14 protein-coding genes are annotated in these 17,284 nt (G+C 70.0%); 11 read left to right on the top strand and 3 right to left on the bottom strand.

Features of this window, described 5'->3' with window-relative positions:
* Positions 1–50 precede the first annotated feature (50 nt).
* Positions 51–797, top strand: coding sequence for a response regulator transcription factor (locus tag ACMCNK_RS33675; protein WP_412740358.1), 747 nt, complete (start codon positions 51–53; stop codon positions 795–797).
* On the opposite strand, the gene ACMCNK_RS33670 is transcribed toward ACMCNK_RS33675, so the two are convergent.
* The 3 genes from ACMCNK_RS33670 to ACMCNK_RS33660 all read right to left on the bottom strand — a co-directional run bounded on the left by ACMCNK_RS33670 (position 770) and on the right by ACMCNK_RS33660 (position 4,400).
* Positions 770–2,236 carry a sensor histidine kinase gene (locus ACMCNK_RS33670; RefSeq protein ID WP_412740357.1) on the bottom strand — a complete coding sequence of 489 codons (1,467 nt, stop codon included), beginning with the start codon at positions 2,234–2,236 and terminating at the stop codon, positions 770–772. The two genes, ACMCNK_RS33675 and ACMCNK_RS33670, sit on opposite strands and share 28 nt — an antisense overlap.
* Positions 2,233–2,991 carry a response regulator transcription factor gene (locus ACMCNK_RS33665; RefSeq protein ID WP_412740356.1) on the bottom strand — a complete coding sequence of 253 codons (759 nt, stop codon included), beginning with the start codon at positions 2,989–2,991 and terminating at the stop codon, positions 2,233–2,235. The genes ACMCNK_RS33670 and ACMCNK_RS33665 overlap by 4 nt, the downstream gene beginning before the upstream one ends.
* Before the next feature lie 251 nt (positions 2,992–3,242).
* Positions 3,243–4,400, bottom strand: coding sequence for a hypothetical protein (locus ACMCNK_RS33660; RefSeq protein WP_412740355.1), 1,158 nt, complete (start codon positions 4,398–4,400; stop codon positions 3,243–3,245).
* A 422-nt stretch (positions 4,401–4,822) separates the two neighbouring features.
* Here ACMCNK_RS33660 and ACMCNK_RS33655 point away from each other — a divergent pair, with 422 nt between their 5' ends.
* The 10 genes from ACMCNK_RS33655 to ACMCNK_RS33610 all read left to right on the top strand — a co-directional run bounded on the left by ACMCNK_RS33655 (position 4,823) and on the right by ACMCNK_RS33610 (position 17,259).
* Positions 4,823–5,461, top strand: a complete 639-nt coding sequence (locus ACMCNK_RS33655; RefSeq protein WP_412740354.1) for a hypothetical protein — start codon at positions 4,823–4,825, stop codon at positions 5,459–5,461.
* 147 nt (positions 5,462–5,608) lie between these two features.
* Complete coding sequence (locus tag ACMCNK_RS33650; RefSeq protein ID WP_412740353.1) at positions 5,609–6,193, top strand: hypothetical protein; 585 nt, start codon at positions 5,609–5,611, stop codon at positions 6,191–6,193.
* Between the two features lie 390 nt (positions 6,194–6,583).
* Positions 6,584–7,048, top strand: coding sequence for a hypothetical protein (locus tag ACMCNK_RS33645; RefSeq protein ID WP_412740352.1), 465 nt, complete (start codon positions 6,584–6,586; stop codon positions 7,046–7,048).
* 367 nt (positions 7,049–7,415) lie between these two features.
* Positions 7,416–7,778, top strand: coding sequence for a hypothetical protein (locus ACMCNK_RS33640; RefSeq protein WP_412740351.1), 363 nt, complete (start codon positions 7,416–7,418; stop codon positions 7,776–7,778).
* A gap of 491 nt (positions 7,779–8,269) precedes the next feature.
* Entirely contained in the window at positions 8,270–8,815 is a 546-nt protein-coding gene (locus ACMCNK_RS33635; protein WP_412740350.1) for a peptidase inhibitor family I36 protein, read from the top strand.
* Positions 8,816–8,898: 83 nt separating this feature from the next.
* The gene (locus ACMCNK_RS33630; protein WP_412740349.1) at positions 8,899–9,240 is read left to right on the top strand and encodes a PadR family transcriptional regulator; all 342 of its coding nucleotides are present in this window, start codon (positions 8,899–8,901) and stop codon (positions 9,238–9,240) included.
* Positions 9,237–10,136 carry a hypothetical protein gene (locus tag ACMCNK_RS33625; protein WP_412740348.1) on the top strand — a complete coding sequence of 300 codons (900 nt, stop codon included), beginning with the start codon at positions 9,237–9,239 and terminating at the stop codon, positions 10,134–10,136. The genes ACMCNK_RS33630 and ACMCNK_RS33625 overlap by 4 nt, the downstream gene beginning before the upstream one ends.
* Positions 10,137–10,608: 472 nt before the next feature.
* Positions 10,609–11,619, top strand: a complete 1,011-nt coding sequence (locus ACMCNK_RS33620) for a methyl-accepting chemotaxis protein (RefSeq protein WP_412740347.1) — start codon at positions 10,609–10,611, stop codon at positions 11,617–11,619.
* 56 nt (positions 11,620–11,675) lie between these two features.
* Positions 11,676–11,810, top strand: a complete 135-nt coding sequence (locus tag ACMCNK_RS33615) for a hypothetical protein (RefSeq protein WP_412740346.1) — start codon at positions 11,676–11,678, stop codon at positions 11,808–11,810.
* 91 nt (positions 11,811–11,901) lie between these two features.
* Positions 11,902–17,259 (top strand): diguanylate cyclase, encoded by a 5,358-nt coding sequence (locus ACMCNK_RS33610; RefSeq protein ID WP_412740345.1) that lies wholly within the window; start codon positions 11,902–11,904, stop codon positions 17,257–17,259.
* Positions 17,260–17,284 lie beyond the last annotated feature (25 nt).

The raw sequence follows: 17,284 nt of genomic DNA, 5'->3' as shown, positions 1-17,284 counted from the left end.
CGAAGCCCCGCGCCGCTGTCTCGATCCGGCTCCTCGGGCATCATGGCCGGGTGAACCGACCCGACCCGGAACTCCTCGGACGGTCCGGATGGCCGGCACCGCCGATCCGGAGCACCCGCGTGCTGGTCGTCGACGACGAGCCGGGAATCCTCGAGGTGCTCACCGCCACGCTGGCCCTCGCCGGGTTCGCGACGCGGGCGGCCCGGACCTGCGCTGAGGCCCGCAGGATGGCCGCCGAATTCCGGCCCGAGATCGCCGTGCTCGACGTGATGCTTCCCGACGGATCCGGCCTGGACCTGTGCCGGTCACTGCGGGACGCGGGCGGCGATCTCGGGGTGCTGTTCCTGTCGGCACGCGATGCGGAGACCGACAAGCTCGACGGGCTCAGCATCGGTGACGGCTACCTGACCAAGCCGTTCAGCGTCGCCGAGGTGGTGGCCCGGCTGCACGTCCTGCGGCGCCGCATGGACGCCCCGCCACCGTCGGCCTCCCGCCCGGTCCTGCGTGCCGGCGACCTGTGCGTCGACGAGGACGGTCACCGGGTCAGCCGCGCCGGTGCCCCGATCGAGCTGACCCCGACCGAGTTCAAGGTGCTCGTGCATCTGCTGCGTCACGCCGGTGTGGTGGTGTCGAAACAGCAGCTGCTCAGCCACGTGTGGGGGCACGGGTTCTGTGACGCGGGCGCGGTCGAGAAGATCGTCAGCAAGCTCCGCCGCAAAGTCGACCGAGCCGGGCACCCGGCGCTGCTGCACACCGTACGCGGATTCGGCTACACCGTACGGGAGTCGCCACCCTGAGCCGCGGGGAGCGTGAGCCGGGCCTCCAGGCCGCCGCCGTCCGCCCGCCGGTCGTGCAGGCCGAGCGTGCCCCCGTGGGCCTCGGCGATCTCCCGCGCGATGCTCAGTCCCAGCCCGTTACCGCCGTGGGCGGCCCGCCCGTCGTCGGCCCGCCAGAACCGTTCGAACGCGCGGCCGATGACCTCCGGGTCGAGGCCTGGTCCGTGATCGCGGACGGAGATCACGACGTCCGAGTCGCGCCCGTCCACCACGACCTCGATGGGGCTGTCCGCGGGCGTGTATTTCGACGCGTTGCCCAGCAGGTTGCGAAGGACCTGCAACAGGGCCGTTTCATCGCCCAGCACGACCGGGTGCGGAGTGGTGGCGTGCAGCGTGACCTTCCGTTCCGGTTCCACCGCGCCGAGGTCGGCGACGAGACCGTCGAGCAGGTCGACCGGGTCGACCGGGGCCCGGTCCAGCGGGCGCCGGGCGTCCAGGCGGGCCAGCAGCAGCAGATCCTCGACCAGCCGCTGCATCCGGCCCGTCTCGTCGCCGATACGTTCCATGGCCCGGTCCACCTGCGCCCAGTCGGCGATGCCGCCGTTGAGGTACAGGTCGCCCCAGCCGCGGATGGTGGTCAGCGGCGTACGCAGCTCGTGCGATGCGTCGGCGACGAAACGCCGCACCCGGTCCTCGGCCTGTTCGCGTTCGTCGAAGGCGTCGTTGAGTTCCGTGGCCACCCGGCCGATCTCGCTGTTCGGGTGCGGCACCGGGATCCGGCGGCCGCGCTGGCCGCCGGCGATGGCCTTGGCGGTGTCCGCCACCGTCCGCAGCGGGCGCAGACCGACATCCAGGACGAGCATCGCGGTCAGCATTCCGGCCGCCATGATGGCCACCGACGCGATGACCTCCACGATCAGCAGGCGATGCAGCGTCGCGTCGACATCGACGAGGGACACGCCGACGATGATCGCGGTGGGCCGGATCTGGGCCCCGTCGATGATCAGGGTCGGCCGCCCGGCACCGGCGAGCGGGATGACGGTCATCCGGTAGCCGGGGCCGCCGCCCACACCGGCGGCGGTGAACGGTCCGCCCGCGGCGGTGGCCAGGTCCGGCAGCACCGGCGGTGTCACGCCGTCGCCCGGCTGTGCGGTCTGCGCGACCAGAACGGTGCCACCCGGGGCGACCACGGCGACGTACTGGGTGCTGGGCAACAGCACACGGACCGCGTTCCAGTTGATCGTGGCACCGTCCCCGGCACTCGTGTGCTGCTCGATCCGGCTGGCCAGGTTCTTGAGCGTGACATCGACCCGGTTGTGCAGGAACGTCTGCAACGCGGCGTACGCGGCGACGTCCGCGACGAGCAGCCCGGCGGCCAGCAACGCCAGCGTTCCGCCCAGCAGCCGTCCCCGAAGTCCCTGCCAGGCGCCGCTGTGGCGCAGGGCGGCGAAGCCTCTCATGCGGCCGGCTCGCGCAGTACGTAGCCGAAACCCCGGACGGTGTGCAGCAGCGGGACGGCGCCATCCGTGTCGATCTTGCGGCGTAGCTGGCTGACGAACTTCTCGACGACCGCCGCGTCGCCGAACTCGTAGCGCCAGACGTGGCTGAGGATCTGCTGGCGCGACACCACCAGCTCGACGTTGCCCATGAGGTAGTGCAGCAGCCGGAACTCGGTCGGCGACAACGTGACGGTCCGTCCGGCACGGGTGACCCGGTGGGTTCGTTCCTCCAATTCCAGGTCACCGACCCGCAGTGTCGGGGAGTCCTCGGCGGCCGGGAGTTGCCGCCGCAGCAGCACGTTCAACCGGGCGACCACCTCGGTGGTACTGAACGGCTTCGTCACGTAGTCGTCTGCACCGAGGGCGAGACCCGCCAGCCTGTCCTCGACCGCGTCGCGTGCGCTCAACAGGAGCACCGCGAGTTGCTCGTGATGGGCCCTCAGCTCCAGACAGAGATCGAGCCCGGAACCGTCGGGCAGCATGATGTCGAGCACCGCGAGTTCGGGAACGAATTCCTGCGCGACCACCCGCGCCTGCGCGCAGGAACCGGCGGTCCGGACACGGAACCCCGCAAAAGTGAGCATGGCGGTCAGGACCTCGACGATCGGCGTCTCGTCGTCGACGACCAGCACCCTGGCCGGCCGCAACGCGGTCACGCCGGCCTTGCGGGGCCGAGGGTTGCCGGTCCGGCCTTGAACGCGATCCGCGCCTGTCACGGACCAACCATGCCGTACGGCCCGTCCGGCCGGCCGCCGGAAACCTTCTCGCCGGCTGCCGATTCGCTGAAGCAGGCCGCCATCACCTGATCCTACGAACGCGCGCAGGAAACGATCAAGGCGCGTGCCGGAGTCGCGGTGTGCCGCGAGCTGTCCGAGGTGTCGCTGCTTCGGAGTCTCACCGGACCGGCAGGCATGGCTTGACGACCGGTCCCGGCCGCTCGCGAACGAGCCGTAACCCGGCGAAAGCGTCAGCCGAGCGCCGGGTAGACGCTCGCGCCGGATCCGTACTTGCTCGGGCCGACGCCCAGTCGCCCGTTCACCACCGAAGGTGCGACGCCCGGCCGGGTTTCCCGGTCCGCCCCGGTGCGCGCGTCCAGCACCAGCGGGCCGTTGTCGGTACGCCCATACACCGCCCCGTGCCACGCACCGGTCACAGTGGGCACCAGCCGGCCGTTGTCCTTCGTGAAGGACCACAGCCACCGCCCCGTGGTCGCGTCGAGCGCCCCCACCCAGTCGAGACTTCCACAGACGGTCGTCGACCTGTCGTCGTACCGGCAGGCCGACAGATGCCGACGCTCCGCCCCCAGATTCAGCGTGGAGCGAACCACCCGCCCGGTGGCCGTCGCCATGACGTCGAAAAAGGGCCGGTCGCCGTCGTTGTCGTATCCCGTGGCGACGAAGTACGTGGGGCCGCCGGACGATGCGGTCACCACGGAGGTGTTCCGGGGGGACACCCACCGCTGCTGCCCGGTTCGGGCGTCCACTCCCAGGATCTTCTCGTCGTACTTGCTGTGCTTGTCGGGTTTGGTGCCGGCCACGACGCCGTCGGCCACCGCCACGGCCTCGAATCCCTGTGTCCTCCACGCCTCCGTGTGGGTTGTCAGGTTGACGGCCAAGGCGCGGCTTTCGTCGTTGCGCGAGGACAACCGGATGATCCCGATTCCGTCCGTCGCGCCGACCACCGACACGTCGGTGTCCGATGGCAGGGCAGCCTCGGTTCGCGGAGCGATCGTGATCGTCGTGGTCCAGTTGGTCGTGCCCGCCACCGGGTCGACCGACAGCAACTCGATGACGAACCGTCCCGGTGTGGTTCCCTCACCCGGCGTTTCGCCGAGGAACGGGATGAGCACGCTGGTGGTGCCATCCACGGCCACCAAAGCCGGGCGGACCTCGACGCGGGAGCCGGACGGCAGGTGGTGGGTCGCCCTGACCACGGTACGGAGTTTGCCGGTACCGGCGTCGACGAGCCGTACCTCCTCGTTCGCCAGTCCGTCGCTCCGATGCATCGGCACCACGACGGTGTTCTGGTGCAGCAGCACCTCGGCGGGCTCGGCCGTCACGTCGAGCAGCCCACCCGCCGCGGCGTCGAACCGCGTGGGTGGATCGAACTTGTCAGAGTCGGGCAAGGCGGGCCAAGCGGCCGATGCTGACGGGAGCGGCGAGAGGGGAGCAATCGGGGAAGACGGCGGCTTGTCCCCGCACCCCGTCAACGAACTCAGCAGCGCCATGGTTGCCACGCCGGTGGCAATCCCGGCGATCGGTCGTCGAACACCTCGAGTCATTGCGCCCCCGTTTCCTCTACCGCCCGCATCGGTGCTGCAGGCTACCCAAACCTCCACCCGGCGGGTGCCTCGTGGTCCCGAGCCGCCGGTCGCCGGAAGCACACCGTCGGGGTCCGGGGCAGCGCGAGGCGCCCTGGCCCCGGCACAATGCGACCCGAAAACTCGGACGGGTGACGACGTCTTCGTCCGGCTTGCCCGGAGTTGGCGTTGAACGGGGTCGCTGTGGGGGTCAGCGCGGAGGCGTGGGCCACCTCTATCGTGCTGGCATGTTGCTTCGCCCGGCCGAGGACGCGACCCGCGTCGACTTTCGCGTGTCGCTGTCGTCCGCGGGGATCGGGGTCGGCCTGTCGGCGATCCTCGCGGTGATCGCCGGATCCGCCGCGTTGTTTCCCGACCAGGTGATGATCGACGGTGCCGGCACCACAGAGACCGTCATGGCGTGGCTGTGTACCGGGCTGTTCTCGCTACCCGTGGTCCTGATGGGCGCCGCCCTGGTGAAGACGCGGCGGTCGCAAGGGCTCCTGATCGACGCCAGCGGCGTCTGGTGGTACGGCCCGGACGCACCGGACCCACGGCTGATCTGCGCGTGGACCGAACTCGGCGCCGTCGCGATCACCTGGAAGCAGTCGCCCGCTCCCGGCATCGCCCAGCCGGTCAGACCCGTGCTCGGGCACGCGCTGGAGGTCTATGCGACCGGTCCGCTGCTGGATGACCGCCTGGACCGGTTGACTCGCGTGCCGGAAACCGAGCGGCCGGTGCTCGTAGATCCTCCGCCGTGCCGGTATCGGCTCGTTCTCCCGGAGGCCGGGATGGCGGAGGTCGTCGAGGGCGCCGTACACCGCTTCGCGCCGACGCTGTGGGCGGGCAGTCATCGGCGGCAGTGGAACCCCGTACCCGGAGCCTGATCCGCTCGGGAGTGGCCGCCGCCGCCGCGAAGACGTCGTACACGCTGGCATCTGCCTGACCGGCGGGCTGTTGTCTGGTCTTCTGGGGCGATTGGGGACGGGTTCGGGCATGCCAACCCGTACGTGCGTCGGTGAGACCATGGCCAGGTGCCCGACCGCCCCGAACGATGGACCCCGCCTCGCATGACCCGGCGCCGCACGCTGACGCGGGTAGGCGCGGACCTGCTGTGGGGCGTGGTGATGCTCACCGTGTTCGCCGCCATCGTCTTCGGCGGCATGCTCGGCGGAACAGCGCTCGGCTACGGCCTGCTTCCGCGATACAACGGTGGACACGAGATCCCGTGGCTGCTGGGCGTGGGTGCGTGCGTCGGGGTCGTCACAGGGATGGTCGTCTGCCATCGGGCCCGCAGCTGGGTACAACGGGCGCGCGTGCGAATGATGCGTCGCCGCGCTGTCGACGCGATCGCCGATGTCGTGTGGTGCGACTATCTCTACCAGGCCGGCAGCAAGGGCCCCGGCAGCTCCCGCTACACGGTCTTCCTGAGCTGGCGCGACTCGGACGGTCAGCACACCGGCGAGCGACAGTACCGGTTCATCGGCCAGGGCCGGGACGACTTCGCCCACCTGGTACGCCGTAACGGGAAAGTGCCGATCCGCTACCCGGCCGGGCGACCACACCGGTTCGTCATCGACATCCCGTTCGCGCCGACGATGGCCGACCAGTTCCTGTAACCGCGTGTCCCCATGGGTCTACCCGGACACCGCACCCGGCCGGCACAACGGTCAGATCGCCGGAGATGGCCCGGGCATGGAAACGCACGGACAGCCCGAACGCAAGGGTCAGTGGGGACATTGCCAGGGCACGCGCCTGCCCGGCCGCCCCGCCAGCGGGCAGGTGTCCCGGCCTCCGCCGGACACCTGCCCGGCTCCCCCTCGCACCCAGCGGGCGGGCCACCCGACCAGGCTGATGACGTCACTCCCCCCGGCCGACGGCGCCGGATTTTCTTACTATCGGCCAGGTTTGTCAAGGAATTCGGCCATACCTATATTTACGTACAAAAGTATCTGAGGCGCCTATTTTCGGTATCGGAGCGACCGTCCTACCGACAAGGGAGAAACTCGATGGCGAGCAAGACGGGGTCAATCTTCTCTGCTGTGGCGATGGCTTCGGCCATCGCCGTGGCTTCGCCCGCGTACGCCGCATCGGCGGGTAGCAAGCCGACGGAGGTGCGTGCGTTGTCGACCGCATCCCATCAGGCGGCAACGACCCGGCTGCTTCCCGACGGCGTGTGGCATTGCGACGGGCTCGACAACGGGCAGCTCTGCATCCGCTTCATCAACAACTACACGGGGGTTGACGAGAGGTACGACAAGCGGAGCGGCGACCCGATCAGCATCCGGTTCCTCTACTACGACAACTCCGCGGCCAGTGGCGTCCCGCACTCGGACAACGGCGCCGTCACCATTGCGGCCAACCAGAGCCGTTCGTTCGCATGGAACAACACGTATCCGCGGCAGTGCGTGCAAGGGGTGATGTCGGTCAACGGCGTCGACTTGATCGTCACCGAGAGGATCTGCAGGTCCTGAAACAGTAAGGACCCCGAGCCGGGGCACCGAACGGCGCCTTGGGCAATGTGGCTGGTAACACTTCCGGGGCACCTGTCCGGTGCAGTGGAAACAGGAGCCCCGGACGTCGTCGGGCACATGTCCGCCCAGATGTTCGCATGGGTCGGGCAGGTGCCGCGCCGCGGCGCAGGCCACCGGCAGCCGCAGGAACGGCTTGTCGCGCTCGTCCACGTCCGTGGTGAGCAGGTCCGCGCCGCCCGACACCGGCAGCTGTCTGGCGCCGTCCTATGGGGACGGCCAGGGCAGAAGAAGGTTACGAAGGCGACAACTATCGCGGGGCTCATCTCAGCATCCCACATGGGAATGTCCGACCTAAGGAGAGAAAATGATGCGAAGCAAATCCCGTGCAGTTTTGGCCGCCGTGAGTGCGGGGGTTGCGGGTGCGGTGCTACTCGGCGCGTCCCCGGCGTCGGCGCACGATGTGCGCGCGCCAATCGTCAGCGGAGGCGTCCAGCTGGGATTCGCCGAGGTGTACAACAACCACACCTGGCTGGCCGCGTGTGACACCCGTGCGGACGGCGTCGGTGTGTACGCCCGCGGGTGGCTGAACACCGGCGAATACATGGATGTCAACGACAGCGACGGGTCCAGCGGCGACTGCGGCAGGGCGTCTGCGCCCTCGGGCAAATACTTCACGTTGATCCAGGGGATCGCCCGCAACGGCGCCGTCTCCGGCCGGGTGCAGGCCTGAACGCCCAGTAACTGATCTGAGTCTCTGCGGGCGACCCAGGTAGGGCCAGATCAAGCCGTCACATCACCGGACGCCTCCACCACGGTGGAGCCACCGAAGACGGTCCGAGTGGGGCAACTGTCGGCCGTCTACAAGATCTTTCCATCGCCGGGTCATCCGGCGCCTCACCAGGTGGACGCGTTTCGGTGTTGCGCCACACCAACCCGATCTTGGAGTTCCAGGACAGACGCTGAGCTCGAAATGCCGGCGATGTTGGCAGAAATCGGGCCCAGGTCTGGTCGACAGGACGCTCCCGGCAAGCCCGGGCAGTTCAACGAATGGGGGAACACATGTTGTTGACCAGGCTCACGCGCCACGGTCTGAGGATCGCGGCGGTTACCGCTCTCTTCACGGCGATGGCGGTAGCCGGGAACGCTACGGCGGGATCGGCGGCGCCTGCCGTTTCCGGGGCCACTTCCAGTCATTCCGCCGCGACTGCGGCCACGAGGTACGTGGAGAAGACGACCCTGCACGGCCGAAACATCACGATCGTCGCAGCGACCAAAGCATCCGCGGATGCCGCGGCCGGCAAGTTCCGGGCCTCGAGTGCCCGTGCGGCGAGCAACGGAGGAGCGCTCGCCACGACGAACCGGTGTTACGGCGCCGGAGTGCTCTGCCTCTTCTCGGACGGCGACGGCGGTGGCGACATCGCCGCGTTCGACAAGGATGTGCTGTTCCGGCCGGGGTTCATCAATCTCAGGGATGTCCCGCGCGGCGCCGGCAACTGGAACGACGTGATGAGTTCCTGGAGTAACGACATCGGCGGCGACTACGGGGCGGCCACCATGTGCTGGTGGGTGGACTTCGACGGGGGCGGCGCCGGTCACCTGATGCGTCCGCTGGGTGCCACCATCCAGAATGTCCTGCCGTCTGAAACGATCAAGCGTCCTCGGTCGACACCAAGAACGCCACCTGCGGCTGATACATCGCTCGTGCATGGGGCGGCCCTCGGCAGGGGCCGTCCCATACACGCCTGCTCCGCCGAGAACATGTCCTGAGTCGGCGAGACCCCGGTGCGCTGGCTCCGCCGCTGAACGCACCCCGCCCATGGTCAGTCAACATGACTGTATATAGTTCGGTCATGAGTATGCGGGAACAGACGTACTTCATCCTCGCGTCACTGCTCGACGAGCCACGGCACGGGTACGCCATCATCCAGCAGGTCGAACAGTTGTCGCAGGGATCGGTCAAACTCGCGGCCGGCACCCTGTACGCGGCCATCGACCGGCTCCACGACCAGGGCTACGTACGCAACGTCCGTGAGGAGGTCGTCAACGGCCGCGCACGGCGGTACTACGGACTGACCAGCGACGGACAGGCGGCCCTGCGCGCGGAGGCGCAGCGGATGGTCGCCGCCGCCCGAGTGGTGACCGAGCACGCCCGCGCCGACCGCCGGGGCTTCGGCGCGGCGGTGACGGCATGAACAACGTGCTGGAACGCCGGTACGGCCACCTGCTGCGCAGCTACCCCGCCGCCGACCGGTCCCGGTTCGGCGACGAACTCGTCGGCACCCTACTCGAATCCGCGCGCCCGGGCCAGCGGTGGCCGGACCCCCGGCAGGCGTTCGCGCTGGTGCTGGCCGGACTCCGCGCCCGCACCCTCGCCGAGCGCCGGGGCGGTCGCGCGATGCGGGCCCAAGGGTTCCAGGTGGCGGTCCTGGGCCTGCTGATGTACTCGGTGGCCGCCGGCGGGTTCGAACAGTGGCTCCGGTTCCGCTACGACGGATCCACGAGGCCGCTGCTCTTCGCGTGGCTCACGCTGACGGTGCTGGCGGTCCCGTTCGCGCTGCGGGGACGGTTCCTGATCGCGGCCGGGGTCATGTGGGCCGCCGTGGTCGTGCACCACGTCATGGACTACATCCCCTGGGAGTCCTTTGTGCACGGCGAGCCCATGGACCTGCGCGAACCGTGGATGCAGAACCTGATCGCGGCGGTGGCGCTGACCGTACTGGCCACGGTGGCCCGGCCCGCCCAGGCCCGCCGATCGTGGTGGTGGCTGGCCGCCCTGTTCGCGGTGGCCGCCGTTCCCTTGGTGCCCGACCTGCTACCCGAGGGCATCGACGTGCCGGACGCCGTCATCATGGTCGTCCTGGCCGGCCTGGGCGCCCTGGCCGCCGGGTGGACGTTCGTCGATCCCCGCATCGGTGTGGCGGCGACGTGGTGGCTTGCCGGCACCGTGATCGTCGTCGGCGGCACCGTACCCGTGTACTGGGACCTCATCGGACTCCGCGCCTACGGGCAAGCCGCCGTGGTCATAGCCGCACTGGCGGTCGTCGCCTGCGGCGGTGCGGTCGCCCGCCGGCGGGTGGCTCGGCTCTGAGACCGGGTGCGCCGACTCCATCAACGGGGGTGGAGTCGGCGCCACCGGCTCAGCGCAGCTCGCCACCGGCCCGTCGGTCAGACGGACCGGCACAGTGGTGTTCACCCTCACGCCATTACTTGCCCACGTCTACTCCTGCCACTGGCCGAGCCGCCGATAAACGGACGTGACAGACCAGATCGAGCGCCCAAGCATGCCCCCCGCGTCGCCCGCCCCGGGACCCGCTGTGCGACCACGGCCGTCCGAGGACCTGACGTTGTCGGGCAGCCTCCTGCCGCCGCTGTGGGTGGTCTGGGGACTTGCTGCACTCGTGTCGATCCCCAGCATCGATCACACCGCCGCACGGTGGTTGGTTGCGATCTCCGGGGTCGCTGCTCTCGCGGTGGCCCTCGCGATGTTCGCGATCAAGCTAAGCCGGCTTCCCCTGATCGTCGTCCGATCCACGGCCGTGATAGCCACCGCAAATCTCTTCATGACTGGCCTGGGTGGCGCCGAGAACCGGGTCATGGTGATCACCGGCGCCGCGATGCTGATGATGTGGGTCGGCTTCGCACTCGACCGGCGCGACCTGGTGATCAACTCCGCGCTCTGCGGGGTCGGCATCGGTGGGCCCCTGCTGATCTCCGAGCCGCTGCCGGAAGCCCTCTCGGTCATGCTGTCGGGCTGGGCGTGTGTGACCGCCATCGGCATCACCATGCACGTCCTGCGCAGTTGGATGGACGCGGCGAGCGCCGCTGCCACCGCCTCCGAGCAGCGCGCAGCCGCGACGCAGGCGCAGGCGGCCGCAGACCGGGAGCTCGCCGACCAGGAGCGCATCGCCGCCGCCGACGCGGAGCTGACCGCGCGGCAGGAACTCCAGCAGCAGATCGCCAGCAAGGGGGCAGTGCTGGCGGAGGCCGCCGAGCAGGTGCGGCGGCAGACCTCAGCGGTCGCCACCGCCAGCGACGAGATGTCGCAGGCCATCCAGGAGCTGACCAGAACCGCGCACCTCACCGAGGACATCACCTCGACGGTCGCGGGCAAGGCCGACAACGCGTCCGACCTCATGCGCGCCTTGGAGAAGTCCAGCGAGCAGATCATGGCGGCCTCGGATGTCATCCACGGGGTGGCGGAGCAGACCAACCTGCTCGCCCTGAACGCCACGATCGAGGCAGCCCGGGCCGGTGAAGCGGGACGCGGGTTCGCGGTCGTCGCCGGCGAGGTCAAGGATCTCGCCCACCAGTCCGGCGGCAACGCCGAGACCATCGCCCGCACGCTCGGCGAGGTCCAGGCCCAGGTCACCGCGGCCGTGGAGCGCGTCTCGGAGATCACCGCCAGCGTCGGCGAACTGGCCGCACACAACACCTCCCTGGCAGCGGCCCTGGAGGAGCAGTCCACCTCGGTGCGGCAGATCGCGCTCAGCGTCCAGGAGGCGGCCGGCCAGGTGGCCACGATCACCGACGAGGTGCATGTCCTTGAACGGCTGTCCCGCACCTCCGCATGACAGGCACGGGGACCTGATCGAGACCAGGTTCCCCTGGGCCTCTGCAAGGTAGTGGTATGACCGGTTCGTTGGGTCTGGAGTGCAGCACCATGGGGTACGCCAGGTTGATCACCTCCCTCGGGCAACTGACCAACGCGCTCAACCAGGACCGCGCCGACCGACGGGCCGAGCCGCTTCCCGACAGCTCGTGACCTCCCCACTCCCGGCTGGGCGTTCCGTCGGTCACACCTGAGGCTGGCGCTTGCTCGCAGGTTTGCGGGGTCATTGCCGATTTCCTGGGCGATGAACAGCGCGTTGGGTCACGGTGGTGGGCGCCCGGCCGGCATCGGAGAGATGCCGGCCGGCGCACCCGCCGTGCCGGGCGTCACCGTGCTGGCGGAGTTGGGCCGCGGGGCTAAGAGCGTGGTCTACCGCGTACACCACAACGGCACCGAACTCGCAATGAAGACGCTCCACGGGCCGGTGGGCGCCGACCGCCGGATCCTCGCGGACTTCCGCCGCGAAGCAGCCCTGTTGGCGCTGGCGAGTCATCCCGGACTTCCGACGGTCCACGACGTCGGTGACGTCGCCGGCCAGCCTTACCTCATCATGGATCTGATCACGGGCGAGGAACTCGCGGCCACCCTGCGATCGGGTCCGTTGGCAGCGGAGCGCATCCTCCACCTGGGTGTCGAGGTGGCCGAGGCGCTGGCGGCGCTGCATCGGGTCGGCCTGGTGCATCGCGATGTGAAGCCGCAGAACATCCTGCTCAGCCCGGGCGGGCAGGCCCGGTTGATCGACCTAGGCATGGCGACCCGCGCCGGCGCCGACCACGAAAGCGTGGTGGCCGGCACCCTGACCTACAGCGCCCCGGAGCAGGCAGGCACCCTCAAGCGCCCGGTCGATGCCCGCGCCGATCTGTACTCCCTCGGCGTGGTTCTCTACCAGTGCGCGGCCGGTCAGGTGCCGTTCTCCACACCCGATGTCGGCGAACTCCTTCGGATGCACGCCACGATGGCCCCGCCTGACCTGCTCGCCACGCGCGGCGACCTGCCGCCCACGCTCGTGAAGATCATCGCCAGATTGCTGGCGAAGGACCCGGACGACCGGTACGCCACCTGCGCGAGCCTCATCGCTGACCTGCGGACGCTCGCCTCCGACCCCGCGGTGGACTTCCCGCTCGGGCGCGGCGACGCACAGCGCGCCGATCGCCCCCAAGCCGGCTTCCTGGGCCGCCAGGCGGAGCTGACCGAGTTGCACGGCCGGTGGACGCGGGTGCTGTCCGGATCCGGCGGGCTCGCCGTCGTTCGTGGCGGGTCGGGCACCGGCAAGACGCGCCTAGCTGGTGAGTTTGCGGCGAAGCTGGAACGTACCGGCCTCCCGGTGCTGACGGCCGCCTGCGGCGATGCCACCACGCCACTCGCGCCACTGGCCGGCGCCGTCGAGCGGTACCTGAGGACGGCCGTCGGCCGCGACGACGGATCCCAGGGCGAAGCCGTCGATTGGGTACGGTCGGCAGCCGGTCGCTCCGGGCCATACCTACGCCGGCTCACCCCCACCCTCGCCGAGATCTTCGCCGACGGCGACGACCTGGCGGACGATCAGCAGGACGGATTCATCCGGGCGGTCGCCGGCTTCCTCGTCGACCTCGCCCGTGCCGCCGGCGGCGCCCTGCTGGTGTGCGACGACGCACTGTCGGCCGACAGCGCCACCGTGCGCGTGCTGCAACTGGTGGTGTCGCAGTTGGCCGACGTGCCGCTGCTCGTGATTCTCACCCTCGACGACGCCGCGGAGCCGGACCAGCTTGCCGTCCTACCGGCCGACGCGGCCGATGTCGACCTGACGCTGGGCGCGCTGGACGAGGATGCCCTTGTCCGGCTTGTCACTAGCCTCACCGGCCGTTTGCGCCTGGAGCCGTCGCTGGTCGAACGCATCGTCGCCCGAAGCGGCGGCACCCCACTTGCTGTCATCGAGTACGTCGGCGCCCTCCTCGACGCCGGGCTGCTCCTGCCACGCTGGGGCACCTGGGCGCTGGACGAGGCCGGTCTGGAAAACCTTGATCTGCCGACCGACGTTTTCGGCTTGCTGCAGCGTCGCCTTGACGAACTGGGCATGCGGACCCGGGACCTGCTGACCGCGGCGGGTGTGGTGGGAATGCGATTCACCGCTGCCACAGCCTGCGAGATCTCCGGCCTGACGGCGGACGACGGCGCCGTCCTGCTCGACCAGGCCGTCACCCACGGCATCCTCGTCCGGTGCGAGGACGGGTACGCGTTCGTCCACGACCGGATCCGTCGAGCGCTGCTCGACGAACTGCCCGATGACCAACTGCGGGACCGGCACCAGCAGACCGCCGACGCGATCGACGCCGACGTGACGGAACCCTCTCAGCGGTACGCGCTGGCGCGCCACCTCATGCGGGGCCACCCCGACCTCGACCGCGCGCGCACCTCGGCCGCCTGTTGGGACGCCGGGCAGCTGGCCCTGGCCGAGCACGGCGCAGCTGAGGCGGTGGAATTTCTGCAGGCGGCGATCGCCTATGCCGACGGGCCGACCGATGCCGAGCACAGCGCGATGCACGAGGCCCTCGGCATGGCGTACCACCACGCGGGTCACCTCGCGCAGGCGCTCGAGACGCTGACCTTGGCGCTGGGCACCGCACCTACCGGACTCGACCGGGCCCGCATCCTGGAGCAGCAGGCCAAGCAGCACGTCGCGTACTGGAACACCACTACCGCGGTGGACGCGGTCACCCGGGCGATGACCGAGCTGGGCAGGCCCATGCCGGGAAACCGGGTGTGGCGGGCATTGACCGCCGTCGCCCTGTACCTGTCGGCCGTCGTCATCGAACGCACCGGCATCGGATTCGGCACCAAGGACCCGGCGCGGCAGGCTTGGTACCGACAGCGCGCCAACCTCTACGAAACGGGCTTCGACGCGGCGGTGCGCGGACTGACCCCGGGCCTGAGCCTGGTGTTCAACGCCCGGCGACGGTACGCGGCGACCCGGCTCGGCCCGTCGCACGAGTATCTGCGGGCCCTGGGCTCCGTGGCCGGGACGATCTGGCTCCTGGTCGGGCATCGGAGGTCACGTGGCATGGACCGGGCCACGGCGCTCGCTCGGCGGCAGGGCGATCCGGCGGCGGTCGCCTATATCGAGAGTCTGCGCCAGACGGTGTCCACCCAGGTCAGTGTGGACCCGGACACCGAGATGCTCCTGCGCTGGCTGGAACAGTACGGCGCCTTCACCGAATTCGTCTACGCGATCGACATCGCCCAGGCGTCGAGCTTCCGGCTGCTGCTGCGGGGACGGGCAGCCGAGGCGGCTGCGGCGACCCAGCGCGCCCATGCCCGGCTGGGCGCGACCGACCTCAGCGCCCATCCCGTCGGCCACGTCGGCGCCGCATTGGCCGCGGCGTCGGGCCGACCGGTCGATGCCGCCGCGAGCCTGCGCCTGCTGGATGCCGACAACGGCGCTTTCCGCGACCCCGCCGGTCGGATCTACCTGCTCAACGCCTGCGCGATCCTCGCCGTGGAACAACGCGAGTACGGCGATGTCTTCGACCGGATCACCGCCGAACTCGCCGAGCTGAAAGTTTTCCATCCGATCACCGTGATGCAAAGCCTGCGTGGCCTCTGGGCGTACGTCGCCTATGGCCGGCTCGAACAGGCCCGCGCCGCCACCGGCGCCGACCTGGCACCCGCCCTGGCCGAAGCGCGGCGCGCGCTTCGGGTGCTGCGTCAGGTCGCCTGGGGGTCAGGGCCCGGTTCGCAGCTCAAGGCCCACCACCTGGTGGGACGCGCCCACTTGCGGCTGCTGACGGGCGATCCGAGGGGCGCGGTCGAGCGGCTTGCCGGCGTCGATCGCCTGCTGACGACGCAGGACGTGCCGCTGGCCGCTTTCGAGGCCGCGCGGCTGCGCGCTCGCGCGCTGGCCCAACTCGGCCGCGCCATCGAGTCCACTGCCGCGGCGCAGACCGCGCTGTCCATCGCGCAGCAACTCGACCTTCCGCACCGGGCGGCGTGGATCCACGCCGAGTTCGAGCTGGACACCGCCAGCGTCAGCGGCTCCCACGCGCGCTCGTTGGTGCGGGGCTTCAGCACGTCGATCAGCACCAGCACGCCGGGCGAGGAGGGCCGCCGGCTGGCCGCGCTGGAGAAGCTCAGCATCACTGCCTCCGGGATCCTGGATCCCGACGAGCTGACCCGGGCGGCGTTGGACGAGACGATCAGCATTCTCTCCGCCGAGCGGGCGTACCTCTTCCTCGCGGACCGCGACGGGCGGCTGCGGCCGCACCGTGGCCGCGACGCCACCGGGGCGGACCTCGACGTCCTCTCCGACTATGGATCCACGGTCGTGGAGCGGGTGCGTCAGACCAGCGAGGCCGTGGTGGTGACCGGCACCGACGAAGGTGCGGCACTGGGCTCGAAGAGCGCCGTCGCGCACGGCCTGCGCAGCATCATCGCCGCACCGCTGCGATTCGACGGCCGGATGCTCGGCGTGGTCTACCTGGACAGCCGGGTGGCGAAGGGAATGTTCACCGCGTCCGACGTGGGCATCCTCACTGCGATGACGAACCACATTGCGGCTGCGCTGGAAACCGCCCGCGCCGCCCAGCTCGCCGTGGCGGTGCAGCTCGCCGAACAGCAGCGCGACGTCTCCGACAAGCTGCGCGACGCGATGTTCGAGCTGAGCACTTCCCTGGATCCCGACGGTGTGCTGCACCGCCTACGCCTGATGTTCACCCGCCTGCTCCCGAGTGATGCCTCCTGCCTGATCCGGATCCAGGACGACAAGCTCGTGGTGACCTCGAGCATCGACCCCGCCACCGAGCCGCGGTTGGTGGCAGCGTCGGCACCTGGTGTGGAGCGGCTGCTGGCTGCCACGTCGCCGACGGCCGGCAGCGGACACACCGCACCGGACGAACCCCTGGTGTTCGGCGAGCTCGCTGCGAACACGTCCTGGCTCGCGGTGCCGCTGCACACCCGCACCGGCCCCCTGGGAGCGGTGGTGTTGACCGCCCAGCGACCCGACGCCTACGGACCGGCCGAGGTTCAATTCGCCGCGGCACTCGCCGGGCAGGGCATCGTTGCCTACGACAACGCACTCCTGTTCTCTCAGGTCGAGCAGATGGCCACCACCGACGCGCTGACCGAGGTCGCCAACCGCCGCCACTTCTTCGCCGTTGCGGAACGCGACCTGGCGCGAGGCCGCGAGACGGGCGCCACTCTGATGTCCGTCATGCTCGACATCGACCACTTCAAGAAGATCAATGACGGGTACGGTCACCGCGTGGGCGACCAGGTCATCGCGGCCGTCGCCGCGCGGCTGCGGCAGACCCTGCGGGCCACGGACCGGCTCGGGCGCTACGGCGGTGAGGAGTTCGCGATCCTCGTGTCCGAGCCTGTTCCACCGCTGGCCGAACGGCTGCGGCGGGCCGTGGCCGACACCCCGGTCGCCACCGACGCCGGCCCGGTGAAGGTAACCATCAGCCTCGGCGTCTGCCTGTTCGACGCCGGGCAGCTCGACCTCCTCGAGGCGCTCAACCGGGCCGACGCCGCCCTGTACCGGGCGAAGGAAGGCGGACGGAACCGCGTGACATTCGACCAGGCCGCAGCACCGACGAGTGCCGTGGTCGGACTTGTGGAACCGATCCCTTGAGCCGCCGCGATCAGTCTCGGCGGCA

The organism is Krasilnikovia sp. MM14-A1259, assembly GCF_047159535.1.
In the GTDB taxonomy this organism is placed as follows: Bacteria; Actinomycetota; Actinomycetes; order Mycobacteriales; family Micromonosporaceae; genus Actinoplanes.
The sequence above is the reverse complement of the archived record's forward strand: the minus strand, read 5'-3'. Positions and strand labels throughout refer to the sequence as shown.

What these genes read in the sequence shown, in the direction of transcription:
- ACMCNK_RS33610 (WP_412740345.1), top strand. Translation starts at nt 11,902, where the DNA reads ATGAACAGCGCGTTGGGTCACGGTGGTGGGCGCCCGGCCGGCATCGGA.
- ACMCNK_RS33630 (WP_412740349.1), top strand. Translation starts at nt 8,899, where the DNA reads ATGAGTATGCGGGAACAGACGTACTTCATCCTCGCGTCACTGCTCGAC.
- ACMCNK_RS33620 (WP_412740347.1), top strand. Translation starts at nt 10,609, where the DNA reads ATGACTGGCCTGGGTGGCGCCGAGAACCGGGTCATGGTGATCACCGGC.
- ACMCNK_RS33670 (WP_412740357.1), bottom strand. Translation starts at nt 2,236, where the DNA reads ATGAGAGGCTTCGCCGCCCTGCGCCACAGCGGCGCCTGGCAGGGACTT.
- ACMCNK_RS33615 (WP_412740346.1), top strand. Translation starts at nt 11,676, where the DNA reads ATGACCGGTTCGTTGGGTCTGGAGTGCAGCACCATGGGGTACGCCAGG.
- ACMCNK_RS33645 (WP_412740352.1), top strand. Translation starts at nt 6,584, where the DNA reads ATGGCGAGCAAGACGGGGTCAATCTTCTCTGCTGTGGCGATGGCTTCG.
- ACMCNK_RS33655 (WP_412740354.1), top strand. Translation starts at nt 4,823, where the DNA reads ATGTTGCTTCGCCCGGCCGAGGACGCGACCCGCGTCGACTTTCGCGTG.
- ACMCNK_RS33625 (WP_412740348.1), top strand. Translation starts at nt 9,237, where the DNA reads ATGAACAACGTGCTGGAACGCCGGTACGGCCACCTGCTGCGCAGCTAC.
- ACMCNK_RS33640 (WP_412740351.1), top strand. Translation starts at nt 7,416, where the DNA reads ATGCGAAGCAAATCCCGTGCAGTTTTGGCCGCCGTGAGTGCGGGGGTT.